Genomic DNA, 21348 nt, shown 5'->3' with positions numbered 1-21348 from the left:
AATTGAGCCCCTCGATGGATAGTGCACAACACTGATAAGTGTTACTCCAGCGCCATCCATTGAGAGCCTAACTCTCGGTATTGATTGAACAAATCGTTAACTGATTAACCCGAGTTTGCACTTTTATTATAAAAAGACAGTTTCCGATTGCGTAAACACAACAGCTAACTACAATAGCCGCTTTGTTCCCGTTCTAAGAGGCTTCATTGATGGAAACCCGCAACCTCCGTGCTGATCTTACCCTCCTATTGGTCGCCGCCATCTGGGGACTCGCCTTTGTTGCTCAACGTCTGGGAATGGACCATCTTGGCCCTTTCAGTTTCAATGCCGCACGTTTTCTACTAGGTGCGGTGTCGCTACTGCCGCTGCTACTGATATTTCGTCCCAAAGCGGGATCAACATCGCCTAACGCGATGTTACGCGGCAGCATGACGGCCGGACTATTTCTCTTTCTCGGGGCTTCGTTGCAGCAGGTGGGTTTAATCTGGACATCCGCCGGTAATGCGGGCTTTATCACTGGACTCTATATTATCATCGTCCCCCTGATCGGGTTATTACTCGGGCATGTCACCCGTTTGAATACCTGGGTCGGCGGCTTGCTTGCACTGTTCGGGCTCTACTTTCTTACCGTGACCCAACAGCCGGGGGAAAGCTTCAACATTAATACCGGCGACCTACTGGTGCTTGGCAGTGCCTTTTTCTGGGCGGGGCATGTGGTGGTCATCGGCAGGCTCGCCAGCCAGCTCGATAACCTACGACTCGCCATTATTCAATTTTTTATCTGTGCGCTACTGAGCTTTATTGTCGCGATACTCTTCGAACAAGACACCCTTAGTCTGGCTAACATCGTTCTCGCTTGGCAGCCGATCGCCTACGCGGGATTACTCTCCGTGGGTGTTGCCTATACCTTACAGGTCGTGGCACAACGGGACGCTCCCGCTTCACATGCGGCCATTATCATGAGCCTAGAGTCAGTCTTCGCGGTGATCGGTGGATGGTGGTTACTCAATGAAGACTTTAGTCCGCGGGCGATGATCGGCTGCAGCCTGATGTTGCTGGGTATGATTATTTCGCAGATAAATCTGTTCCGCTCAAAACCTAGCACACGCTAAGATCGCTAAAGGTCGCTTATAAACGACCCGAGGCTTTAACGGTTAGATATTGATTGATCAGTGCAACCGGCAGCTGCTTGGCGAGCAGATCCATCGGCATTGCACCCTGATGGCGCAATAGTTCATGATTCTGGGCGCGGCTTTCAAGGAATTGCTGCACGCCATGAAAGCGCAGGGCTGAGTCGAGATCGGTCACCTTCGCCGCCTGAGCGCTGTCCAGCACCTTCTCACGCAGATCAGCAATGACCACTAAGTGACGACGGGACAGTAGGCGTACCGCCGTCACCAAATCATCACTGTCTTCATCACGGGTATTGGTCACCAACACGATTAGCGCCCGCCGCCGCTGAAGAGGCATCAATGCCCGCGCTGCTTCGAGATAATCTGCGGCTTCAATAGTCGCTTCGATATCATAGGTGGCGGCAATCATCTCACGTACCACACTGCCCCCTTTGACCGGTGGAAACCAACGTTTCACGCCACCAAAAGTGTGGAACCCCACCGCATCGCCCTGCTCGGCGGCCACATAAGATAGCAGCAACATCGCATTCAGCGCTTCATCAAGGTGACCACTCTCATCTTCTCGGTGACGCATACGCCGGCCACAGTCCAGCATAAACAGAATTTGTTGATCCCGCTCATCCTGATACTCTCGGGAGATCAGTTTGTGATAACGGGAGGTTGCTTTCCAATCGATCTGACGCAAGGAGTCACCCGCACGGTACTCCCGCAATTGCAGAAAATCATTACCTTCACCCCGTCGTAAGCGATGCTTAATACCCAACTGACTCAGCTGATGATCCGTCGCTAACAGGGTAAACTGACTCACGGCACGAAAGTTTGGGTAGACCTTCACTCGGTCCGACAATGGCAAACACTGCTTACGCTGCCACAACCCTAACGGTGAAACGCTGACTAAATCAATTCCTGTAAACTCACCATCCCCGCGCCGATCCGGTTTAAGACGATAAACCGTTTTTGCGGCGCGCTCAGCCGGCACTGTTATTTTGAGTGGCAAACCTTCGACGCCATAGTCCGCCGGATGGTGGTCGTGCAATGTCAATTGCTGAGTGCGACCACTGAGGTTGGTTACTCGCAATGTCACCTCACTCCAAACGCCCACCGGAATACTACCACGCAACTCACGGCTTACCTGAGCGGTCGGTTCCCGTCGATGCAGCAGTAAGTCGAGCAACAGCACAATAGCCGCCCCAGCGACGATCAGGTTGCGTAACCCTGCCAACCCGGGCCAGAACGCAACACCGATGGCCAGCGCTAAGATCAGCGCCGCCAGCATTACCGTCCGACGGGATGGAATCATACCCTTGGTGCCTGCACGTTACTGAGGATATCTTTTAACACATCATCAGCCTTATACCCTTCGATTTCGAGATCGGCACTGAGCTTAATCCGGTGACGCAATACCGCTGGCGCCACCGCTTTAATATCATCGGGGGTCACAAAGCGTCGGCCGGATAACACCGCATTGGCCCGCCCTGCACGGAGCAGCGCAATACTGCCACGGGGGCCGCTGCCTGAATCAATGCCACTCCAATCCCGAGTCGCACGGACAATATTCACCGCATAGCCAACAATCTGCTCATCGACATCGAGTTGCGCAGTGTAGCGCTGTAGGCTGATAATCTCCTCTGGCTTCAAGACCTCGACAATCTGCGATACATCGAGCTTATCGGCGACAGAGCCACCGGTAATCTGTTGCACCATCTGGAGTTCTTCATCCATCGTGGGATAGTCGATATACACCTTCAGCAGAAAACGGTCTAATTGCGCCTGAGGCAAGGGATAGGTACCCTCTTGCTCGATCGGGTTCTGTGTCGCCAGCGCCAAAAAGGGCAGCTGTAACTCATAGGTCTGCCCCTCAATGGTCACCTGTTGCTCCTGCATCACTTCCAGCAGAGCCGACTGTGTTTTTGCCGGCGCACGGTTGATCTCATCCGCGAGTAAAAAGTTACAGAAAACCGGCCCTTTGCGCACACGGAATGAATCGCTCTTACGATCAAACATGATATGACCGCTAATATCACTCGGCATCAAGTCGGGGGTAAACTGCACTCGATTGAACACCCCGCCAACCGCCGCCGCTAGGCTTCGTACGAGTAGCGTTTTCCCTAAGCCCGGCACACCTTCCACTAATACATGGCCGCCGGCTAGGAGTGCAATCGTGGTATCGCGAATCACCTGACGCTGGCCAATAACCGCTTTGCCGATCTCCTTCTCCAGCTGCCCGAGCTTGCGCAGCACCTTGTCTGACAGCTGATCCTGCCCCTGCAAATCGCTCATCTTAACTCCCGCTGTTTTAAACCACTGGCCAGCTGCTGCAATACCAGCGTTGCTTTAATAAAATCCTGATCTTTCGTTATCGGCTGATACAGGCTACGTTCAACCGCACGCCCCGCCATACCTGTTTTCTCACCAATCCACTCGGCACGCGCTGTGTTATCCATCATATTTAACCCTGGGTGGCGTTTTCGCCAAGCCTGCTCTAACGTTTTGCGGTTATGATCAAACAGGCTATAGCCCTTATCGAGACGCCAAGCATAGTCGGCGGTCGCATCGATATGCTCTAACAGGTTGCGCCGTTGCACCTTATCTAGATTAAGTCGCGGGCCGGTATATAAAAACAACCGCCACCCCATTAACAGTAACAGCGCCCCCAGCGACATCAGGATAAAGGGTATTTTCTGCCATAAGAACACCGGTAACGACGGTGTATCAATACCGTACTGCAACCACACTTTTTGACTGCCCGACACGAGATGACTCAGGAGAAAAGCGTGGTCTAGCTCGTTAATTCGCCCATTGGTAAACAGATCCAAATCACTAAGGACGTAAACTTTCCCGCGGCCTATGGCAAATTCCAGCAGTTGCGCCCCTTCACCGGAGCCAAACTGCGCTTCCGCCCACTGATCACGGTCTTGCAAAAAACGCCCCTGACGAAAACTGGCCTCTATTGGCTCTGGTTCGCCGGCCAATGTCATCGTCACCGTCCGGTAGCCAGAACCGGTGCTCTCTTCACCGGTGCTATCCGTCGATATGGGACAGTCTTCGCTCTCACACTCAGCGTCTTCCTCACCTTCCTGTGAAGCCCGCATCTGTACGCCGAGATCGGCGAGGAAAGCATTGCTAATCTCATCATTCTGATCAAAGGATGGCGGCGTAAGCATCAGCACACCACCGTCAGACACCCATCTCTTCAACATATTCCGTTGCTGATCGGTCAAATCCGGTGGCATCCGCCGTACCACGAGCGCATCATTTGATGACGGCAGCCGCGCCGTTAGATCTCGGGCGCGAAAACTCTCTACCTCATAGCCCAACTCACTCAAAAAGAGCTCGGCGGCAAACAAAGGGTTACGCTGAGCTTGCGGCGAGACATCAACCCGACGCTCGTCCGTCTGCCGCTCATAATGGGTAAAAAACCATTGGGCATACCAAGCAAGGCCCGCTATTAACAGCGCGCCCAGCCCCCAAAGCACCATTCGATTAGTCGCTGACATGGCCGTATGCCTCCTGCCAACGTTCACATAGCTGTAACACCGATGCTTCCTCGGGGGATATATGACCATAGGCCATGCGTAACCAGTGTGTTGTCAAATCGCTAAAGTAGTCAGCATTAGCCGCGCCCTGACTCGCCTTCACCAGTCTCTCACACTCGCCTTCGGTGGCACTGTCCGGTATCTCTAGATGTTGTTGCGTAACCAGATAAACCAGCGCACCTCGATAGAGCAGACTCAGCGCTTCGCGGAAAGCACCTTGACGGACAAGCTCTCTCGCCGCTGTCGCGGGATCGTTCGGCAACTGTTCAGGACGCAAATCGAGACCAAATAATTCCACAGTTGAGGCTTTAGCTGGCGCTTTCAAATCGCGCTTAAATCCCAGCAACCATTGGCGATGCTGAACCACCTGATACAACAGATAGGCGACGATTAAGACACCCACAATCCAGATCATGATTTTGAAAATAGCGGCGATGCCATCGAATGACCCCGCGGTCGCATCAAAAAAACCTTCTAAAAAATCCCAGAAATCACTATCTTCTATATCAGCATCGGGCTCGGGCTCATCCTCGCCGATATAGTTCCAATAATGGGTTTCTTCCATCCGACCAAAGGCGTCATCTTGTAACACTTTTTCGATCAGAGGTTTCGCCTCTCGGGCGTTAATCTGCTGCGCCGCATCGGCCTGAGGGCTGAACAGCGGCGATAGCAACACCGAACTCATCAGTAATAGCACCAGACTCTTACTTAAGCCTGCTGAAGCCTTCTTGATATGCTCGCCGGTGCGCCGAAAGCTGATCTCCACATCCCATGCTTCCAATTCACTACGACGATTAAGATAGAGCGCAAAGCCCGCCGCCACATAAAAGGGGGCGATCACCGACATACAGAGCAGACCACCGGCTAATTGCAGCCAGTCGCCAAAATGCCCCGGCGCCAACCACAAATCACTAAAACTAGCCCAACGTAAATCCTCCGGTATGAGCATAAAAACCGTACTCATAAAGGCGATTTCCAACACCGTTTCCAGATGGATACCCACAACACTCAACCAGGTGGCCGCATGCTGATTGCGCGACAACACCCGCAGACGATTACGCCTCGCTTTGCCCTGCAACCCCTCAAGTAACGCTACAGGCAGGGTAAAAGAACGGGATGGATTAAACCGACGTAGCGTTAAATTACGTAACAACTGCGGTTTAACAATCGGCCACCATTGACGTAATACCATTTTTACCGGCAACCGCTCACCAAATACTGCGCGACTTAACCAAAACATCAAAGGAGGTTCATAGAGGGGCTTGAACCACCAGACGATTAACATCAATAGCCAGAGTTCATCATAGGAAAACAGAAACACCACAATGCCGAGAGGCACCGCGCTACTGATCCAGAGTAACCAGAGCGGCATAAACCAACGACGCGCGAGTGCAAAGCCAAGATCTATCGCTTCCCAAGGAGTGCGACGACGCAGGGATATTTCGAGCTTATCGAGTTCCACTCGTCCCCCTGCCGGCATAGACAAAATAAAGAATCATGCTAATCCACAAAACCGCCGCCGCGATATATTTTATCGCATTAGGCATATTACTCGCGGACCAAAACGCCTCAATGAACGCGGCCGCCAGTAGCATCAACCCCGCCCCCATCACCAACGGAATTGCACTTCCCGCCTGTCGCTTAATCGCATCCAGACGACTATATTGTCCCGGACAGATCACCCCCCGCCCCACCATTAAGCCCGCGGTGCCGCTGATCACGATCGCCGTCAACTCCAGTGAAGAGTGCCCACTCACGAATGGCCAAAATGTTTCCGTATAACCTAAGCCGGTGAGATAACCCGCCACACCGCCAATAACCAGACCGTTATAGAACAGGGTAAATACGGTGCCAACACCGGCTAAAATACCCATCGCAAAGGTGCGAAAGCCGATACCAATATTGTTATAAATATAGAAACCAAACATCGCAAAATCAGAATCGGCACTGCGTTCAATGGTACGCCCCGGACGACTGTTATCAGGCCGGTACATCTCTTCCATATTACTGACTTCGGCATCACTCATCAGACTGTAGATAAAGCTATCATCATGCATACAATAGCCGCCCACTAGTAATCCAGGCAGTAAAAACAACGCCAGCGCCACCGCAAAATAACCCCGATTCATTCTCAAACTCACGGGAAAATCACGTCCAAGGAAGGTCAGTAAACGCCAAAGCCAAGCACCCCGACGGGTATATAGTTGTTGATGTCCACGCAGCACCAAGCGATGCAGGTATTCAACCAACTGAGGGCTATAACGACGGGATCTAGACAATGCGTAATGGTTACACAGTTGGCGATACAACTGCGGTAAGTCGGCGGGTAACTCAGCACTGCGGCGAAGTCGAAACGATTCTTGCTGTTTAAGCTGTTCATCTAAACGCTGCCACAATGGCTGATAGCGCGCTTCGAACTGTTCTTGCTTCATCGGTTCCCCCGGGTTAACCAAGCGGCATAACCGAGTATTTCCTGTACCGCCGCCGCCCCCCGTTTACCGGTTACTGGGAAGAGCAGTGTCGCTAACTCTATCTGTCGGTCACGACTCAACTGCGGACAACGTTCAGCAAAGCGGATCAACTCTCGCTGCTCATCAACACTAAGATCCACCGGAGGGCGGCGGCGTTCGGCTTCAGGCAATTGAACCCGCACCAGCGCCTGCTCCCGATAAACCACCAGGGTCCCCGCAGCGAGATCACCGAGCCGCTGGAAATTACGATTCAGCAGCATTGAGAGTAAACCCGTCGCATAAAGAAAGGGCAGAAAATCAGCCCCGCGTAATAGATTTCTGATCAATGAAGAGGAGAACGTAATCGGCGTGCCATTATCCTGAATCACCACCAATCCCATCGCCTTTTTACCCGGCGATGCGCCGTTATATAACTCAAACAGGACCGGATAAAACCACTCAATCAGGAAAAACATGATCAGCATTAAGGAGGTGCCGATACCGCCAAAGAAGGCAAAAATACCGGAGACACCGCCGTACAGGATCACCCGGATCAACATATCGATGCTCCAGGCGCAGGCCCGCACGACCGGCCCCGCCAAACGCAGTTCAAGCCGGATGCCCTCCGGCGTTTCATGCTCTCTGACGGTATCGATTAAGGGCGTCACCTGATTTACGCTCATCAATGTCGCCGTCTATTGGTAAAAAATATCTCGGTATGAGGTATACATAGAGGCGGCAATCATCGGTATGACGACCAGTAAGCCTAGACCGATAGGGATCATACCCAGCGTAAACAGGATGATAGCGATAATAGAGTACAGCAATCCCGGCAGCATGTTTTTCAAGCAGGCACTGAAACTCATTTTCATCGCAGTAATCGCGGAGAGTCCATTGAGTGCGACCAATGCAGGCGCAAACCAATAAGCCATCACCACCGGAACAATCAATAGAAGACCGATGAGCATAGGCAATACCATCACCGACATATCCTGTCCGAAACTACCCATATCACTGCCGACGGTTAAGAAGAACCCACCGATGACCAGCATCATGGCGACAAAGATAGCGACTAAATAGAGCAGCCCTACTAAGATCAACTGACCAACATTATTGCTGAAACCACTGAAAAGGTGGCCAACACGGAAGTCATCACCCTCTTCCTGTGCCTGACAACCCAACATGAAGCCCGCCGTAATCACCGGCGAAAGTAGCGTGATACCCACCGAACCGATTACCGGAATAATGCTCAATATCGTGGATAAAATCACCCAAACAATGATGGCCACTATCCATGCAACCGGATTCTGTTTAAAGTGATTAAAGCCGCTCGCTAACCAGCGCCAGCCATTACCCATCGGCACCGATGAAGGGCCGCTGAGCTCACTATCGTCATAGTCTGGGGTCAGTTCCGCTTCAGGCGCCTGGTAGGGGTTGGTATAGCCGCTGCTATTTGTACCATTATCAGTGTCGCTGTTGGCGCTATTATCTTCAGCGGGTGAGCTCTTGGGTGCGGCTGTATAATCGACCACCCCAGGCGCAACAGCGTTTGATTGCAGGGCTAAGTATTTAGAGATAATAACTTTACAGCTAAGGCAACGATCATCCGCGATTTCAGTCGAACCGCATTTAGGACAGGTCTTGACCGCAGAACCTGAAGAGGTCTGCTCAATTACACCAACCGGTTCATCACCTTCCAGCTCAAAGGTGACCCGCGGTTTAACGGGCTCGAGTGCCACCACCTCAGCATTAAGACCTATTCCGATTAACGCAGCCTGATACTTTTCAGCCTTAGCTTTATCTAAATCACTTTTAATAACGCTTTCTTTACCTGATGTAATCAGTGCGCGAGCTTTATCTTCACTACACCTGAATTTTTCGGCAAACACAGATATTACGCTTTCTGGCTCGCTACCATCGACAAGCGATCCGGTAAAAACGACTTTATATTGGTCTGACATTTGCAATAATCCCTGTGCGCTCCATTAGAATGGATTTCATTCTAACGTTAACAGGATTATTCACAAGGGTTCATATCAATAAAAAAAGCCATTTAACGGCATAAAAAAGCGTCTTAAATTAGGCAGTTACTCATGGTGTAGCGGGACGCTTTTAGGATTAAATAGAGGCTTAGAGTAATGAGCATCGCTGACCGAACAGGCTTCACTGCGGGACTAAATCAACCACTAATTCAGCACCACCATATTGATGCACTAGATCATGGGCCCGCACCCTCACCTGCGTTACTCCAGCGGGAATCTCAACACCGGACAAACTGCGTGTAAACGGCTGCTCACTCACATGAGGATGTAATAAAACGCGACTGGCAATGATCTTTCCGTCACCATCCAATATCTCCCAACGGTTGGCATAATGATCCCAGCCGCTGTCGGCATGATTCACTGTCACGCTAAAATCATAACGATGACCAGCCTGCGGCTGCACCTTCACCGCGATTACATCCGCCTCACCACTCATCGAAGGGCTAGAGAGCAGAGATAGACAGCTAAAAACAACTAAATATTTTATCTTCATAAAGCGAATATAGCGTAACCAGACGGATGAAAGCCAGCGATCTTTAGCCTGCGGCATTGGGCAGAAGAACCCGACGACGATACGCCACTATGATTAATAAACAGGTACAGGCGACAGCAATCGACAGCGGAAAAAGCACCGTGGTGACAGAGTATTGCTCCAGTGCCAAAATCACAAAGACACTACGCAGCATAAACGACAGAAAAAACAGCTGACTTTCTTCGTGCGGACGGTCATAAGCCTTACGCATCGTCGGCCCGAACCCCAGCAGATCGACAAAGGTCAGCAGCACCACGGTCCATAGCGGGTCGGAGGTCACATACCAAAACGGTAATGACGCCAAGGCCACCGTTAAGAAAAACCAGTCCGTGCGTGTAATACTGATGTCTCCGCGCTTAATAAAGGCCAGCACCGCCACACCCACCGTCACGACGCCCGACAATCCCATCGGCCAAGCACCGACACCACCTTCGGCCTCTATTTGCGCAAAGAAAACGATGACGGTGGTAATTCCCCAGATAAACCAAGAAAAAACATGAGGCCGTGTGCTGCCCGCTAAAATTGACCGAATATAGGGGACAAACGCCATGAATGTCAGCACGATGGCTAATCCGCTAAACATCAGCTTAAGACCGATATCCATTATCCGCTTACCCCAAATCTTTATGAATGAATAACCTATTCTTGATAACTCTCGTGAGTGGGTCAATGCTCATTTACGACAGCTTTATCGCTCATTACTCCTCAATTCAGCCAGCATCTACCCGCCTAGATTGATGCCCCCCTACCGAACCCCGTTGTTTCTACCGACGCCAAGATACTTTCGGCCAATGTACAGATAAACCACAATAGGTCTCTAAACGACACACCGCGATTCAATCAAGAACAAACTCGGTTAAAAAGCCTATCAGTCACCCCATACCGCCCTTCAAACCAATACTCCCAGACAAACAAAAAAGCCGATACATCGCTGCATCGGCCTTTTTACATACTCGGTACTCACTCAATGATTAAGCGGCTTAAATCATTTCAACCGCAACAGCTGTCGCTTCGCCACCACCGATACAAAGCGTCGCCACTCCGGTTTTCTTACCTTGGTTTTTCAGTGCATACAGCAGTGTCACCAGAATACGTGAACCGGATGAACCGATCGGATGACCTAAGGCACAGGCTCCGCCATTAACATTGACCTTACTGGCGTCCAGACCCAACTCACTAATCGCCAACATAGATACCACCGCAAAGGCTTCATTGATCTCAAACAGATCAACATCATCCTTGCTCCAACCCGCCCGCGCCAGCACTTTACTGATAGCACCAATCGGGGCGATAGAAAATTCAGCCGGCAACTGTGCATGAGTCGAATGCGCAACGATACGAGCCATCGGCTTAAGACCACGCTTTTGTGCTTCAGATTCACGCATCAACACCAACGCAGAACCGCCATCGGAGATTGAACTTGAGTTCGCAGCGGTAATCGTACCGTCTTTTTTAAAGGCGGGATTCAGCTTACGAATTTTTTCAACTTGGGCATTACCAGGCTGCTCATCGGTATCGATCACCGTATCCCCTTTACGGGACTTAACGGTTACCGCGGCGATCTCATCTTTGAAACGACCGGACTCAATCGCCTTCAATGCCTTTTCTAATGAACCGATAGCAAAGTCATCCATCGCTTCTCGGGTCACATTAAAATCATCGGCGCTTTGCTGAGCAAAACTGCCCATTAAGCCGCCATCATAAGCATCTTCAAGTCCATCAAAAAACATATGATCGATCGCTTGCTGGTGACCCATACGCATACCTGCACGCGCCTTGGGTAACAGGTAAGGCGCCTGACTCATATTCTCCATGCCGCCAGCGACCATAATATCAACCTGACCCGCTTTGAGCTGATCATGCGCCAGCATCACGGCTTTCATACCAGAGCCGCACATTTTATTAACCGTCGTCGCACCGGCACCATCATGGATACCTGCACCACGAGCCGCTTGACGTGCTGGCGCTTGGCCTAAGCCTGCGGGTAACACACAGCCCATAATGACTTCATCAACATCACTACCTTCAACTCCAGCGCGTTCCAGTGCCGCTTTAATCGCCGTGGCGCACAGATCAGGAGAGCGCACATCACTCAACGCGCCCATCATTCCGCCCATAGGTGTACGGGCCGCACTGACAATTACAATTGAATCCTGACTCATCTTACTCCACTCCTGACCTGATAGATTAAACCTTAACGGTAAACTTGACGGTAAAAAGGGACGCAGGCTTGCGTCCCTTTTATTATTTTATGCGTTTAACAGCAGCGCATTAAGACAATTAGCATTATTGCCTTAGTTGAAATTTTTCTTCATCAGCTTCTGGAACTCGCCCACCAGACCACTACGGAATGCCAGTACACAGATGATAAAGATAACGCCCATGATGATATTGATGTAGTTACCCAGTTCACCACCGGACAGCAGGTTCTGAATCGAGACCACCACACCGGCACCCACCAAGGGACCAAAGATAGTGCCCATTCCGCCTAACAGCGTCATCAATACGACTTCACCGGACATATGCCAATGCACATCGGTCAACGAGGCTAATTGGAATACCAACGTTTTAGTTGAACCGGCCAGTCCTGCTAAGGCTGACGAAATAATGAAGGCGACCCATTTATAATCGTTGACGTTATAACCTAGAGACACTGCACGCGGTTCATTTTCACGAATCGCTTTCAGAATTTGTCCAAAGGGAGAATGCACCGTCCGATGGATTAACCAGAACCCGAAGATAAAGATCGCTAAGACAAAGTAATACATAGCGAAGTTATCCGACAGATCAATCAAACCGAACAACGCCCCACGCGGCACCCCTTGTAATCCATCTTCACCACCGGTAAACGGTGCCTGTAGATAGAAGAAAAAGGCTAGCTGAGCCAGCGCTAGGGTCACCATCGCAAAGTAGATACCCTCACGCTTAACGGCTAACTTACCGTAAATGGCTCCTAGCAATCCAGCGCCGAGGGTCCCCGCCAGAATACCTAACTCAGGCGTAATACCGGTTTCCAGCATCAGATAACCGGTGATATAGCCACCGGTGCCAAGAAAAGCCGCATGTCCAAATGACAGCAAACCGACAAACCCTAACAACAGGTTAAAGGCACAAGCAAACAGGGCGAAGCACAGTAGCTTCATTAGAAAGACCGGATACACCAGACTCGGTGCAACCAGCGCAACAACAATCAGAAACAGGTAGAGTTTATTTATTTTCATGTTTACCGCCTACGCCTCTTTACCAAACAGACCGGCTGGCTTAACCAGCAGAACAATCACCATGAAGAGGAAGATCACCGTCGTGGAAGCCTCGGGATAGAAAAACTTCGTCAGTCCTTCAACCACTCCCATCATCAGACCGGTTAAAATCGCACCGCCGATCGACCCCATGCCGCCAATAACCACGATGGCAAACACCACAATCAGAATATTCGACCCCATATCTGGGCTGACTGAATAAACAGGTGCCGCCAGTACACCAGCAAAGCCTGCTAGCGCCACACCAAAGCCAAAGGTTAAGGTGGTAATCAAGGGCACATTGATACCAAAACCCTGCATTAACTGAGGATTTTCAGTACCCGCTCGCAAATAAGCGCCAAGTTTAGTTTTCTCTATCACCCACCAGGTACTAAAACAGACCACCAGCGAACTGACGATAATCCATGCACGATAATTAGGTAGATACATAAACGGAAGTTTAGTCCCGCCTTTAAGTTCAGCCGGAATCTGATAAGGCAGACCGGATGAGCCATAAATATGGGTAAATGCACCCTGTAATACCAAGGCGATACCAAAGGTTAGCAAGAGACTGTAGAGATGATCTTCATTAGCAATAGGACGCACCAAAAAGCGTTCCATCAGAATAGCTAACAAGCCGATCGCTATCGGCACCAGAATCAACGCCCACCAGTAATTGATGCCCATGTAATTAAGGGCCATCCAAGCGAAGAAAGCGCCGAGCATATACATCGCGCCCTGCGCGAAGTTTATAATTTTTAACAAACCAAAAATAATCGCAAGGCCAAGACTTAGTAGTGCATAGAATGATCCATTGATCAGCCCCACTAACAATTGTCCCGACAGCGCAAACAGATTAAGACCAAATATCGTCGCCATAACATCACCCAGAGAAGCAAAGGTCTGGCATGTCATCGACCTGTTGCCGATGACATGCATACCTTTCAAACTATCTTTTCAGATAAGACCGGGGTGGCGAAATCACCACACCCTTCGTTTCAAATAAACCTTTAAAGATTATTAACGAGCCTTATTTAAAGTCACACTCAGGCAACATAGGGTTAAAGGCAACATCACCTGGGATGACCGCTTCGATGTTATAAATATCATCTGAAGAAGCACGGCTTGCAGCATCTTTAATGCTTACCAGCAACATATCGTGAACCATTCGACCATCGTTACGCAGGGTTGCATTACGGGCAAAGAAGTCATCAGGCTTAGTCTCTTTCATCTTCTTCATGACCGCATCAGACTCATCGGTACCAGCCGCTTTGATCGCATTCAGATAGTGCATGGTCATTGAGTACTGACCTGCCTGTCCCATTGACGGGATAACACCATGGCGTGCTTTAAAGCGGGCAGACCATTCACGGGTTTGATCATCCATATCCCAATAGAAACCAGAGGTCGCTTTCATACCGGCGGCGATAGCAGGATCGAGTGCCAAGGCGTTATTGGTGAATACCAACAGACCAGCAACATCGGTCGTTTCAGTCAAACCAAACTCAGCGGCTGTTTTCAGTGAGTTAACAAAGTCGCCGCCAGCATTCGCTAGACCGACTACGTCAGCCCCTGATGCTTGAGCCTGGAGAACGTAAGATGAGAAATCGGTTGTACCGAAAGGTGCACGAACCGCACCGACGACTTCACCGCCACTCTCTTCGATTACCTTAGTCGCAATACCTTCTAGCGCATGACCAAAGGCATAATCCGCTGTAATAAAGAACCATTTCTTCTTACCTGCAGCCACCATCGGCTTAACAGTACCGTTGGCCAATGCCGCAACGTTATAGGTCCAATGAACATTATAAGGAGAGCAGGCTTTAGTGGTGAAAGCGTTACTTGCAGAGGTTGAGATTAGGGCGATTTTTTTCGCATCGGTCAGCACTTTAGTCGCCGCACCTGTTACTGATGACGCTACCAAGCCGGTAACCACATCAACATCTTCACTTTCGATCCACTGACGAACTTTAGCAGAGCCCACATCAGGCTTGTTTTGATCATCAGCGCTAACGATTTCGATAGGCTTACCTAAAACAGTACCACCAAAATCTTCAACCGCCATTTCGACAGCGGTTACACAACCCTGGCCACAGATATCGGCATAAACACCGCCCATATCGACCAATACACCTATTTTAACGACATCATCAGAGATACCGGCAGCTTGAACACCGGTGGTTGCAGCCACAGTCATTGCTACAGCCAGTAGGGTCTTCTTCATTGCTTTCATGTTGTCACTCCTGCTTGAGAACTTTTTATTTTTATCGAACTTCATTTTTAGAGCTTTTAATTACACGTTTTCTAAACCTTAAACACCCAAGTAGGTATTCAACAGTTCTGTTTTCTCGGCCAGTTCATTCTGATGAACTTCTTCAACGATATGTCCGTGTTCCATAACGTAGTGCCGATCCGCAATCGGTGCGGCGAAGCGAAAGTTCTGTTCAACGAGCAAGATCGTTAGACCCCGCTCTTTGAGCATAAGAAGCACCTCCGCCAGTTTTTGCACAATCACCGGCGCCAAGCCTTCGGTAATTTCATCCAGTAACAAGATATTTGCACCGGTTCTCAGAATACGAGCCATGGCTAACATCTGCTGCTCACCGCCCGAAAGACGAGTTCCCTGACTATAACGACGCTCAGCAAGATTAGGGAAAATGTCGTAGATCTCTTCAACGCTCATGCCATCGGAACGTACGTTCGGCGGTAGCATTAGGTTTTCTTCGACATTCAAACTCGAAAAAATACCCCGCTCTTCTGGACAGTAACCAACACCAAGGTGGGCAATTTTATGTGCCGCCATGTTGATCGTTTCAGTACCGTTGATATTGATCATACCGGTACGCCGACCGACCATATTCATCATCGCTTTCAGGGTGGTTGAGCGACCAGCACCGTTGCGACCTAGCAGAGTCACCAACTCACCCTGCATGATAGTCATATCGATACCATGCAGAATATGGGACTCACCATAATAAGCATGCAGATCATTAATGCGGATCTTTTCACCTGTGGAGCTCATTCCGTGCCTCCTTTGGCAGCATTCGCCTTTTCAGCAACGTTAGCCGCAGCAATCGCTTGAGCGACTTCGTCATCCGCCTCAACCCCCATATACGCTTCACGTACCTGTGGATCTTGAGACACGGTTTCGTAGTCGCCTTCGGTCAGGATGGCGCCCCGTTGCAGTACGGTGATGGTATCTGCTAGCTGGGCCACAACATGTAAGTTATGTTCAACCATTAAGATAGTGCGGTTTGCAGAAACCTTTTTAATCAGGTCGGCAACCACGCTAACATCTTCATGGCCCATCCCCTGCGTTGGCTCATCGAGCAATAGCATCTCTGGATCGAGCGCTAGCGTGGTGGCGATCTCAAGGGCTCGTTTGCGTCCATAAGGAAGATCGACAGTCAGCGCATTGGCATAGTCTTTCAGACCAACTTCATCCAATAGCTCATAAGCACGCTCATTGAGCTTATCCAACACCTTGACCGATTTCCAAAAATGAAAGCTATTACCCTCTTTACGTTGCAGGGCGATACGCACATTTTCCATCACCGATAGATGCGGAAAGACAGCGGAAATTTGGAACGAACGGACAATCCCTTTACGGGCAATTGCTGCAGACTTCATTGAGGTGATGTCTGCACCGTTATAGAGAATGGTACCCCGAGAGGGCGTGAGAAATTTTGTTAGCAGGTTAAATACAGTCGTCTTTCCGGCCCCATTAGGTCCGATCAGCGCATGTATTGTTCCCCGCTCAACTTTAAGATTTACATCATCAACGGCGGTAAAGCCCTTGAATTCCTTAACCAGATTCCTGGTTTCGAGAACATAGTCGGCACTCATGAAGAACCAGCCCCACTTATCTATTTATATTTGTTTTTATTATCAAATGGACAAAAAATTAATCTTGTCCATGTCAGCCTTGGCACCAAGTTAGCAATTTCCCCTACTGGATAACAAGTAATACTTTAGTCTAATACTAATCCATTGGTCTTACAGAAAATACACTATTTCTATATTTATCAATAAGTTAACCTAAATCATACCAAATGTAACAACCCAGAAAGCATCGCCCGCATACTTTACGTTTACGTAAACTTCCGCTACATTAGGGTGCATATAAGAGGTCAGCGAGGTCAGAATGAAAATTAACAATACCGGCACCTTTTCGATCAGTGAGCTGGCTAGCGAGTTTGATGTGACGACTCGCAGTATCCGCTTTTACGAAGACCAGCAGCTTTTATTCCCTACGCGCCGCGGGCAAACCCGCATCTACAGCGCGCAGGACAGAGTACGTTTAAAGCTGATTCTGCGGGGTAAGCGGTTGGGGTTTTCTCTCGCCGAAACCCGTGAACTGTTTGAACTTTGGGATGAGACGCCCACCGGCAGCATGAAGCAGCTACACTTACTCATGGCCAAGATCGAAGAAAAGAAAGCAGCACTCGAACAACAGTTGAACGATATCGCCATGCTACAGCTGGAACTGGATAGTGCAGAGACCCGCTGTCGCGAAGCGATGAATGAATTAACAGACAAAACAGATAATGAGAAGTCGGTATAGGCGCAGTAACACTGCAAACCTTTATCAAATAAGCTAGGTTAGTTACTTACTAACAACAATAAACGCAAACCGGAAACGGTCAGGACAGCCATTAACGACTAGCCCTACCAACTCCTAAAGCCAGGTGGATATAAAATGATTGCACAGTATAGCTCACTTAATTTTGGACTCGGCGAAACACTGGATATGCTGCGAGAGCACGTCAATAGTTTTGCTGCTCAGGAAATCGCGCCGCGCGCCGACCAGATCGACCGCGACAACGAGTTCCCCAACGATCTATGGCGCAAATTTGGTGATATGGGTCTGCTAGGCATTACCGTAAAAGAAGAATACGGCGGTGTTGGCATGGGCTATCTGGCACATATGATCGCGATGGAAGAGATTAGCCGTGCATCCGCCTCTGTTGGCCTATCTTACGGTGCCCACTCAAACCTCTGTATCAACCAGATTCACCGCAACGGTACCCATGAACAAAAATTAGCTTACCTACCTAAGTTAATTAGCGGCGAACATATCGGCGCGCTGGCCATGTCTGAGCCGAATGCCGGTTCCGATGTTGTTTCGATGAAATTGACCGCCCGCGATAATGGCGATCACTACCTGCTGAACGGCAACAAGATGTGGATCACCAATGGTCCAGATGCCAACACCTACGTTATTTATGCCAAAACCGATGTCGCTGCCGGCGCCAAAGGCATCACAGCCTTTATCGTTGAACGTGACTACCCTGGCTTCTCACGCCATCAGAAACTCGACAAACTGGGTATGCGCGGCTCCAACACCTGTGAACTGGTTTTCCAAGACTGCCCCGTGCCAAAAGAAAACATCCTTGGTGAGCTAAACGGCGGTGTTCGCGTACTGATGTCTGGTCTCGATTATGAGCGTCTGGTCCTCGCTGGCGGCCCACTGGGTATTATGCAAGCCGCGATGGATATCACCATTCCTTACACCCGTGACCGCGTACAGTTTGGCAAAGCGATCGGTGAGTTCGAAATGGTACAGGGCAAAGTCGCTGACATGTATACCCTGATGAACGCCTCTAAATCCTACGCTTACACCGTTGCCCAATCGGCAATGCGCGGCGAAACATCCCGTAAAGATTGCGCTGCCGTGATTCTCTACACCGCCGAGATGGCTACCAAGATTGCACTTGACGCCATTCAGTTACTGGGCGGCAACGGTTATATCAATGAGTTCCCAACCGGCCGACTACTGCGTGATGCCAAGCTTTATGAAATCGGTGCAGGCACCTCTGAGATTCGCCGGATGCTGATCGGTCGCGAACTATTCCTGAACAAATAGACCCATGATATCCGTGAATCCTTCGTAAGAAGATTTGAGGGGCGTTACCCGCCCCTTGTTACTCAGAAAACGATTCCAGATACCGATGCAACGCCCTTAGGCGAACATCAGAGGAACAACAATGGCTACCATTACAACAAAAATTAACCCTCGGGCTGAGGAGTTTCGTGCTAATTACGATGCAATGGCCACCGAGGTAAACGATCTACGCGAAAAAACAGCCAAGATTCATCAAGGCGGCGGCGCTAAATATCAAGAACGCCACCTATCCCGCGGCAAACTGTTACCCCGTGAACGTATCAATACGCTGCTGGACGATGGCTCCCCTTTATTGGAACTCTCTCAACTAGCGGCCTATAACGTCTACGATGACGATGTACCGGCAGCGGGCATTATTACCGGTATCGGCCGAGTAAGCGGTATCGAATGCATGATTATCGCCAACGATGCCACCGTTAAAGGCGGCACCTATTTCCCACTGACCGTGAAGAAACACCTTCGCGCTCAAGAGATTGCTGAACAGAACCATCTGCCCTGCATCTACTTAGTCGACTCCGGTGGCGCCAACCTGCCACAACAGGATGATGTTTTTCCCGATCGCGATCACTTCGGCCGTATTTTTTACAACCAAGCGCGCATGTCCGCTAAAGGTATTCCTCAAATTGCTGTGGTAATGGGTTTATGTACCGCAGGTGGCGCCTATGTGCCCGCGATGGCTGATGAATCGATTATCGTGCGCGATCAAGGCACCATCTTTCTAGCCGGTCCTCCGTTAGTCAAAGCAGCCACCGGCGAAGTCGTCAGTGCTGAAGATCTCGGCGGTGCCGATGTGCATTGTAAAGTGTCCGGTGTTGCGGATCATTATGCTGAGAACGATGCCCATGCGTTGGAAATTGCCCGCACCTGTGTCGCTAACCTCAACCGTCGCAAAGAGATCAATATCAAGACGCAGGCGACCAAAGAGCCTCTTTACCCAGCCGATGAACTTTACGGCATTGTCGGTACCGATCTGAGAAAACCTTACGATGTGCGTGAAGTCATCGCCCGCATCGTCGATGGTTCTGAGTTCGATGAATTTAAAAAACTATACGGCACCACTTTAATAACAGGTTTTGCCCATATTCACGGCTATCCCGTGGGTATTATTGCCAACAACGGCATTCTCTTTGGTGAATCGGCTCAGAAAGGCGCTCACTTTATCGAGCTCTGTTGTCAGCGCAAAATACCTCTGTTATTCCTGCAAAATATTACCGGCTTTATGGTTGGTCAAAAATATGAAGCGGAAGGTATCGCCAAACATGGTGCGAAAATGGTGATGGCCGTGGCCTGCGCCGATGTGCCTAAATTTACCGTACTGATCGGCGGCAGCTTTGGTGCCGGTAACTACGGCATGTGTGGCCGCGCCTACAGCCCTAATCTGATGTTCATGTGGCCCAATGCCCGTATCTCCGTCATGGGCGGCGAACAAGCCGCCGGCGTACTGGCAACCGTTAAGCGTGACAATATGGATCGCACCGGAGAAGCCTGGTCTAAAGAAGAGGAAGCCAGCTTCAAACAGCCCATCATCGATACCTATGAACACCAGGGGCATCCTTATTACGCTTCTGCCCGCCTTTGGGATGATGGTGTTATCGACCCAAAACAAACCCGGGATGTTATCGGCATGAGTCTATCTGCCGCGCTCAACAAGCCAGTGGCGGATACCCACTTCGGCGTATTCCGGATGTAATGGAGAGCTTCTGATGTCTATCAAACATAAACAATTTGTGCTGCTCGAAAAAAGCAGCAACGGTATTGCTGAGTTGATCATCAACCGCCCCGAAGTGCACAACGCCTTCGATGATGCGGTCATCGAACAGCTCATCCAACAACTAGAAGCGACACAGGAAGACCCAGATGTACGGGCTTTAGTATTGCGCTCTCGCGGTAAGAACTTTTCCGCCGGTGCCGATTTGGCCTGGATGAAGCGCATGGCCAATAACACCCACGAAGAAAACCGGGTGGACGCTGGTCAATTAGCAAAGCTGATGGAAAGGTTAAATAACCATAGCAAACCGACTATCGCCCTGATCCAAGGTGCAGCCTACGGTGGCGCGGTCGGACTTGCGGCCTGTTGCGACATTGTGATCGCCGCCGAAAGCAGTGCGTTTTGCTTGTCGGAAGTTAAGATCGGCTTGATTCCTGCTGTTATTAGCCCCTATGTCGTCCGGGCGATCGGCGAACGTCAGTCTCGCCGTTACTTCCTCACCGCCGAACCATTCTCGGCGCGTCAGGCACAGCAGTTCGGACTCGTACATGAAGTCGTCGACAGTGTTGAGCAACTAGACGAAGCCTGTGACCGCATGACAGCCACACTGCAAAAGAATAGTCCACAGGGCATGCAAGCCGCCAAACAGCTTATCTATGCCGTTAGTCAAAAAGAGATCACGACAGAAGTGATTGATGACACCGCCCGCCGTATCGCCGACATCCGTGTCAGCGATGAAGGCCAAGAAGGACTTAGCTCCTTTTTGCAAAAGCGTAAACCGAACTGGATTCAGGAGTAAACGG

The 21348-nt window shown here is 50.2% G+C and carries 20 protein-coding genes; 5 read left to right on the top strand and 15 right to left on the bottom strand.

The features are described 5' to 3' along the window. Positions 1-209 precede the first annotated feature (209 nt). Complete coding sequence (locus EH243_RS07455) at positions 210-1112, top strand: DMT family transporter (RefSeq protein WP_126158020.1); 903 nt, start codon at positions 210-212, stop codon at positions 1110-1112. Positions 1113-1128: 16 nt separating this feature from the next. Here the strand turns inward: EH243_RS07455 and EH243_RS07450 are convergent, their stop codons facing one another. The 15 genes from EH243_RS07450 to EH243_RS07380 form a co-directional block, all read right to left on the bottom strand. After that, positions 1129-2433 carry a DUF58 domain-containing protein gene (locus EH243_RS07450; RefSeq protein WP_126158019.1) on the bottom strand — a complete coding sequence of 435 codons (1305 nt, stop codon included), beginning with the start codon at positions 2431-2433 and terminating at the stop codon, positions 1129-1131. Next, positions 2430-3413 (bottom strand): AAA family ATPase, encoded by a 984-nt coding sequence (locus tag EH243_RS07445; RefSeq protein ID WP_126158018.1) that lies wholly within the window; start codon positions 3411-3413, stop codon positions 2430-2432. The genes EH243_RS07450 and EH243_RS07445 overlap by 4 nt, the downstream gene beginning before the upstream one ends. Then, on the bottom strand, positions 3410-4630 hold the full coding sequence (locus EH243_RS07440) for a DUF4350 domain-containing protein (RefSeq protein WP_164549067.1): 1221 nt from the start codon (positions 4628-4630) through the stop codon (positions 3410-3412). The genes EH243_RS07445 and EH243_RS07440 overlap by 4 nt, the downstream gene beginning before the upstream one ends. Then, complete coding sequence (locus EH243_RS07435; protein ID WP_164549066.1) at positions 4617-6131, bottom strand: DUF4129 domain-containing protein; 1515 nt, start codon at positions 6129-6131, stop codon at positions 4617-4619. The genes EH243_RS07440 and EH243_RS07435 overlap by 14 nt, the downstream gene beginning before the upstream one ends. Next, positions 6118-7101 (bottom strand): stage II sporulation protein M, encoded by a 984-nt coding sequence (locus tag EH243_RS07430; RefSeq protein ID WP_126158015.1) that lies wholly within the window; start codon positions 7099-7101, stop codon positions 6118-6120. The genes EH243_RS07435 and EH243_RS07430 overlap by 14 nt, the downstream gene beginning before the upstream one ends. Then, positions 7098-7802 (bottom strand): RDD family protein, encoded by a 705-nt coding sequence (locus EH243_RS07425; RefSeq protein ID WP_126158014.1) that lies wholly within the window; start codon positions 7800-7802, stop codon positions 7098-7100. Before EH243_RS07425 ends, EH243_RS07430 begins: the two co-directional genes overlap by 4 nt. Positions 7803-7814: 12 nt before the next feature. Next, the gene (locus EH243_RS18580; RefSeq protein ID WP_206441547.1) at positions 7815-9080 is read right to left on the bottom strand and encodes a BPSS1780 family membrane protein; all 1266 of its coding nucleotides are present in this window, start codon (positions 9078-9080) and stop codon (positions 7815-7817) included. A gap of 202 nt (positions 9081-9282) precedes the next feature. After that, positions 9283-9711 (bottom strand): hypothetical protein, encoded by a 429-nt coding sequence (locus tag EH243_RS07415; RefSeq protein WP_241235017.1) that lies wholly within the window; start codon positions 9709-9711, stop codon positions 9283-9285. Further along, positions 9698-10297 carry a hypothetical protein gene (locus EH243_RS07410; protein ID WP_126158013.1) on the bottom strand — a complete coding sequence of 200 codons (600 nt, stop codon included), beginning with the start codon at positions 10295-10297 and terminating at the stop codon, positions 9698-9700. The genes EH243_RS07415 and EH243_RS07410 overlap by 14 nt, the downstream gene beginning before the upstream one ends. Before the next feature lie 376 nt (positions 10298-10673). Continuing rightward, a complete protein-coding gene (locus EH243_RS07405) occupies positions 10674-11855 on the bottom strand; it encodes a thiolase family protein (protein WP_126158012.1) in 1182 nt (393 codons plus the stop codon). Positions 11856-11987: 132 nt separating this feature from the next. Then, positions 11988-12914, bottom strand: coding sequence for a branched-chain amino acid ABC transporter permease (locus EH243_RS07400; RefSeq protein WP_126158011.1), 927 nt, complete (start codon positions 12912-12914; stop codon positions 11988-11990). A gap of 9 nt (positions 12915-12923) precedes the next feature. Next, positions 12924-13811: a branched-chain amino acid ABC transporter permease gene (locus EH243_RS07395; RefSeq protein ID WP_126158010.1), complete on the bottom strand. Its 888-nt coding sequence runs from the start codon at positions 13809-13811 to the stop codon at positions 12924-12926. Positions 13812-13962: 151 nt separating this feature from the next. After that, positions 13963-15165 (bottom strand): ABC transporter substrate-binding protein, encoded by a 1203-nt coding sequence (locus EH243_RS07390; protein ID WP_126158009.1) that lies wholly within the window; start codon positions 15163-15165, stop codon positions 13963-13965. 78 nt (positions 15166-15243) lie between these two features. Next, complete coding sequence (locus EH243_RS07385; RefSeq protein ID WP_126158008.1) at positions 15244-15954, bottom strand: ABC transporter ATP-binding protein; 711 nt, start codon at positions 15952-15954, stop codon at positions 15244-15246. After that, positions 15951-16778 carry an ABC transporter ATP-binding protein gene (locus EH243_RS07380; protein ID WP_126158007.1) on the bottom strand — a complete coding sequence of 276 codons (828 nt, stop codon included), beginning with the start codon at positions 16776-16778 and terminating at the stop codon, positions 15951-15953. Before EH243_RS07380 ends, EH243_RS07385 begins: the two co-directional genes overlap by 4 nt. A 298-nt stretch (positions 16779-17076) precedes the next feature. Here EH243_RS07380 and EH243_RS07375 point away from each other — a divergent pair, with 298 nt between their 5' ends. The 4 genes from EH243_RS07375 to EH243_RS07360 all read left to right on the top strand — a co-directional run bounded on the left by EH243_RS07375 (position 17077) and on the right by EH243_RS07360 (position 21344). After that, positions 17077-17496, top strand: coding sequence for a MerR family transcriptional regulator (locus EH243_RS07375; protein WP_126158006.1), 420 nt, complete (start codon positions 17077-17079; stop codon positions 17494-17496). A 135-nt stretch (positions 17497-17631) separates the two neighbouring features. After that, positions 17632-18798 (top strand): isovaleryl-CoA dehydrogenase, encoded by a 1167-nt coding sequence (locus EH243_RS07370; protein WP_126158005.1) that lies wholly within the window; start codon positions 17632-17634, stop codon positions 18796-18798. A gap of 121 nt (positions 18799-18919) precedes the next feature. Continuing rightward, positions 18920-20527 (top strand): carboxyl transferase domain-containing protein, encoded by a 1608-nt coding sequence (locus tag EH243_RS07365; RefSeq protein WP_126158004.1) that lies wholly within the window; start codon positions 18920-18922, stop codon positions 20525-20527. A gap of 13 nt (positions 20528-20540) precedes the next feature. Then, positions 20541-21344: an enoyl-CoA hydratase/isomerase family protein gene (locus EH243_RS07360; protein WP_126158003.1), complete on the top strand. Its 804-nt coding sequence runs from the start codon at positions 20541-20543 to the stop codon at positions 21342-21344. Positions 21345-21348 lie beyond the last annotated feature (4 nt).

It is taken from the genome of Amphritea opalescens, assembly GCF_003957515.1.
GTDB lineage: Bacteria > Pseudomonadota > Gammaproteobacteria > Pseudomonadales > Balneatricaceae > Amphritea > Amphritea opalescens.
Note: the sequence above shows the minus strand (reverse complement) of the source record. Positions and strands in the feature narration are given on the sequence as shown.

What these genes read in the sequence shown, in the direction of transcription:
- EH243_RS07450 (WP_126158019.1), bottom strand. Translation starts at nt 2,433, where the DNA reads ATGATTCCATCCCGTCGGACGGTAATGCTGGCGGCGCTGATCTTAGCG.
- EH243_RS18580 (WP_206441547.1), bottom strand. Translation starts at nt 9,080, where the DNA reads ATGTCAGACCAATATAAAGTCGTTTTTACCGGATCGCTTGTCGATGGT.
- EH243_RS07395 (WP_126158010.1), bottom strand. Translation starts at nt 13,811, where the DNA reads ATGGCGACGATATTTGGTCTTAATCTGTTTGCGCTGTCGGGACAATTG.
- EH243_RS07360 (WP_126158003.1), top strand. Translation starts at nt 20,541, where the DNA reads ATGTCTATCAAACATAAACAATTTGTGCTGCTCGAAAAAAGCAGCAAC.
- EH243_RS07400 (WP_126158011.1), bottom strand. Translation starts at nt 12,914, where the DNA reads ATGAAAATAAATAAACTCTACCTGTTTCTGATTGTTGTTGCGCTGGTT.
- EH243_RS07365 (WP_126158004.1), top strand. Translation starts at nt 18,920, where the DNA reads ATGGCTACCATTACAACAAAAATTAACCCTCGGGCTGAGGAGTTTCGT.
- EH243_RS07385 (WP_126158008.1), bottom strand. Translation starts at nt 15,954, where the DNA reads ATGAGCTCCACAGGTGAAAAGATCCGCATTAATGATCTGCATGCTTAT.
- EH243_RS07370 (WP_126158005.1), top strand. Translation starts at nt 17,632, where the DNA reads ATGATTGCACAGTATAGCTCACTTAATTTTGGACTCGGCGAAACACTG.
- EH243_RS07415 (WP_241235017.1), bottom strand. Translation starts at nt 9,711, where the DNA reads ATGCCGCAGGCTAAAGATCGCTGGCTTTCATCCGTCTGGTTACGCTAT.
- EH243_RS07445 (WP_126158018.1), bottom strand. Translation starts at nt 3,413, where the DNA reads ATGAGCGATTTGCAGGGGCAGGATCAGCTGTCAGACAAGGTGCTGCGC.
- EH243_RS07425 (WP_126158014.1), bottom strand. Translation starts at nt 7,802, where the DNA reads ATGAGCGTAAATCAGGTGACGCCCTTAATCGATACCGTCAGAGAGCAT.
- EH243_RS07410 (WP_126158013.1), bottom strand. Translation starts at nt 10,297, where the DNA reads ATGGATATCGGTCTTAAGCTGATGTTTAGCGGATTAGCCATCGTGCTG.
- EH243_RS07380 (WP_126158007.1), bottom strand. Translation starts at nt 16,778, where the DNA reads ATGAGTGCCGACTATGTTCTCGAAACCAGGAATCTGGTTAAGGAATTC.
- EH243_RS07375 (WP_126158006.1), top strand. Translation starts at nt 17,077, where the DNA reads ATGAAAATTAACAATACCGGCACCTTTTCGATCAGTGAGCTGGCTAGC.
- EH243_RS07455 (WP_126158020.1), top strand. Translation starts at nt 210, where the DNA reads ATGGAAACCCGCAACCTCCGTGCTGATCTTACCCTCCTATTGGTCGCC.
- EH243_RS07430 (WP_126158015.1), bottom strand. Translation starts at nt 7,101, where the DNA reads ATGAAGCAAGAACAGTTCGAAGCGCGCTATCAGCCATTGTGGCAGCGT.
- EH243_RS07440 (WP_164549067.1), bottom strand. Translation starts at nt 4,630, where the DNA reads ATGTCAGCGACTAATCGAATGGTGCTTTGGGGGCTGGGCGCGCTGTTA.
- EH243_RS07405 (WP_126158012.1), bottom strand. Translation starts at nt 11,855, where the DNA reads ATGAGTCAGGATTCAATTGTAATTGTCAGTGCGGCCCGTACACCTATG.
- EH243_RS07390 (WP_126158009.1), bottom strand. Translation starts at nt 15,165, where the DNA reads ATGAAAGCAATGAAGAAGACCCTACTGGCTGTAGCAATGACTGTGGCT.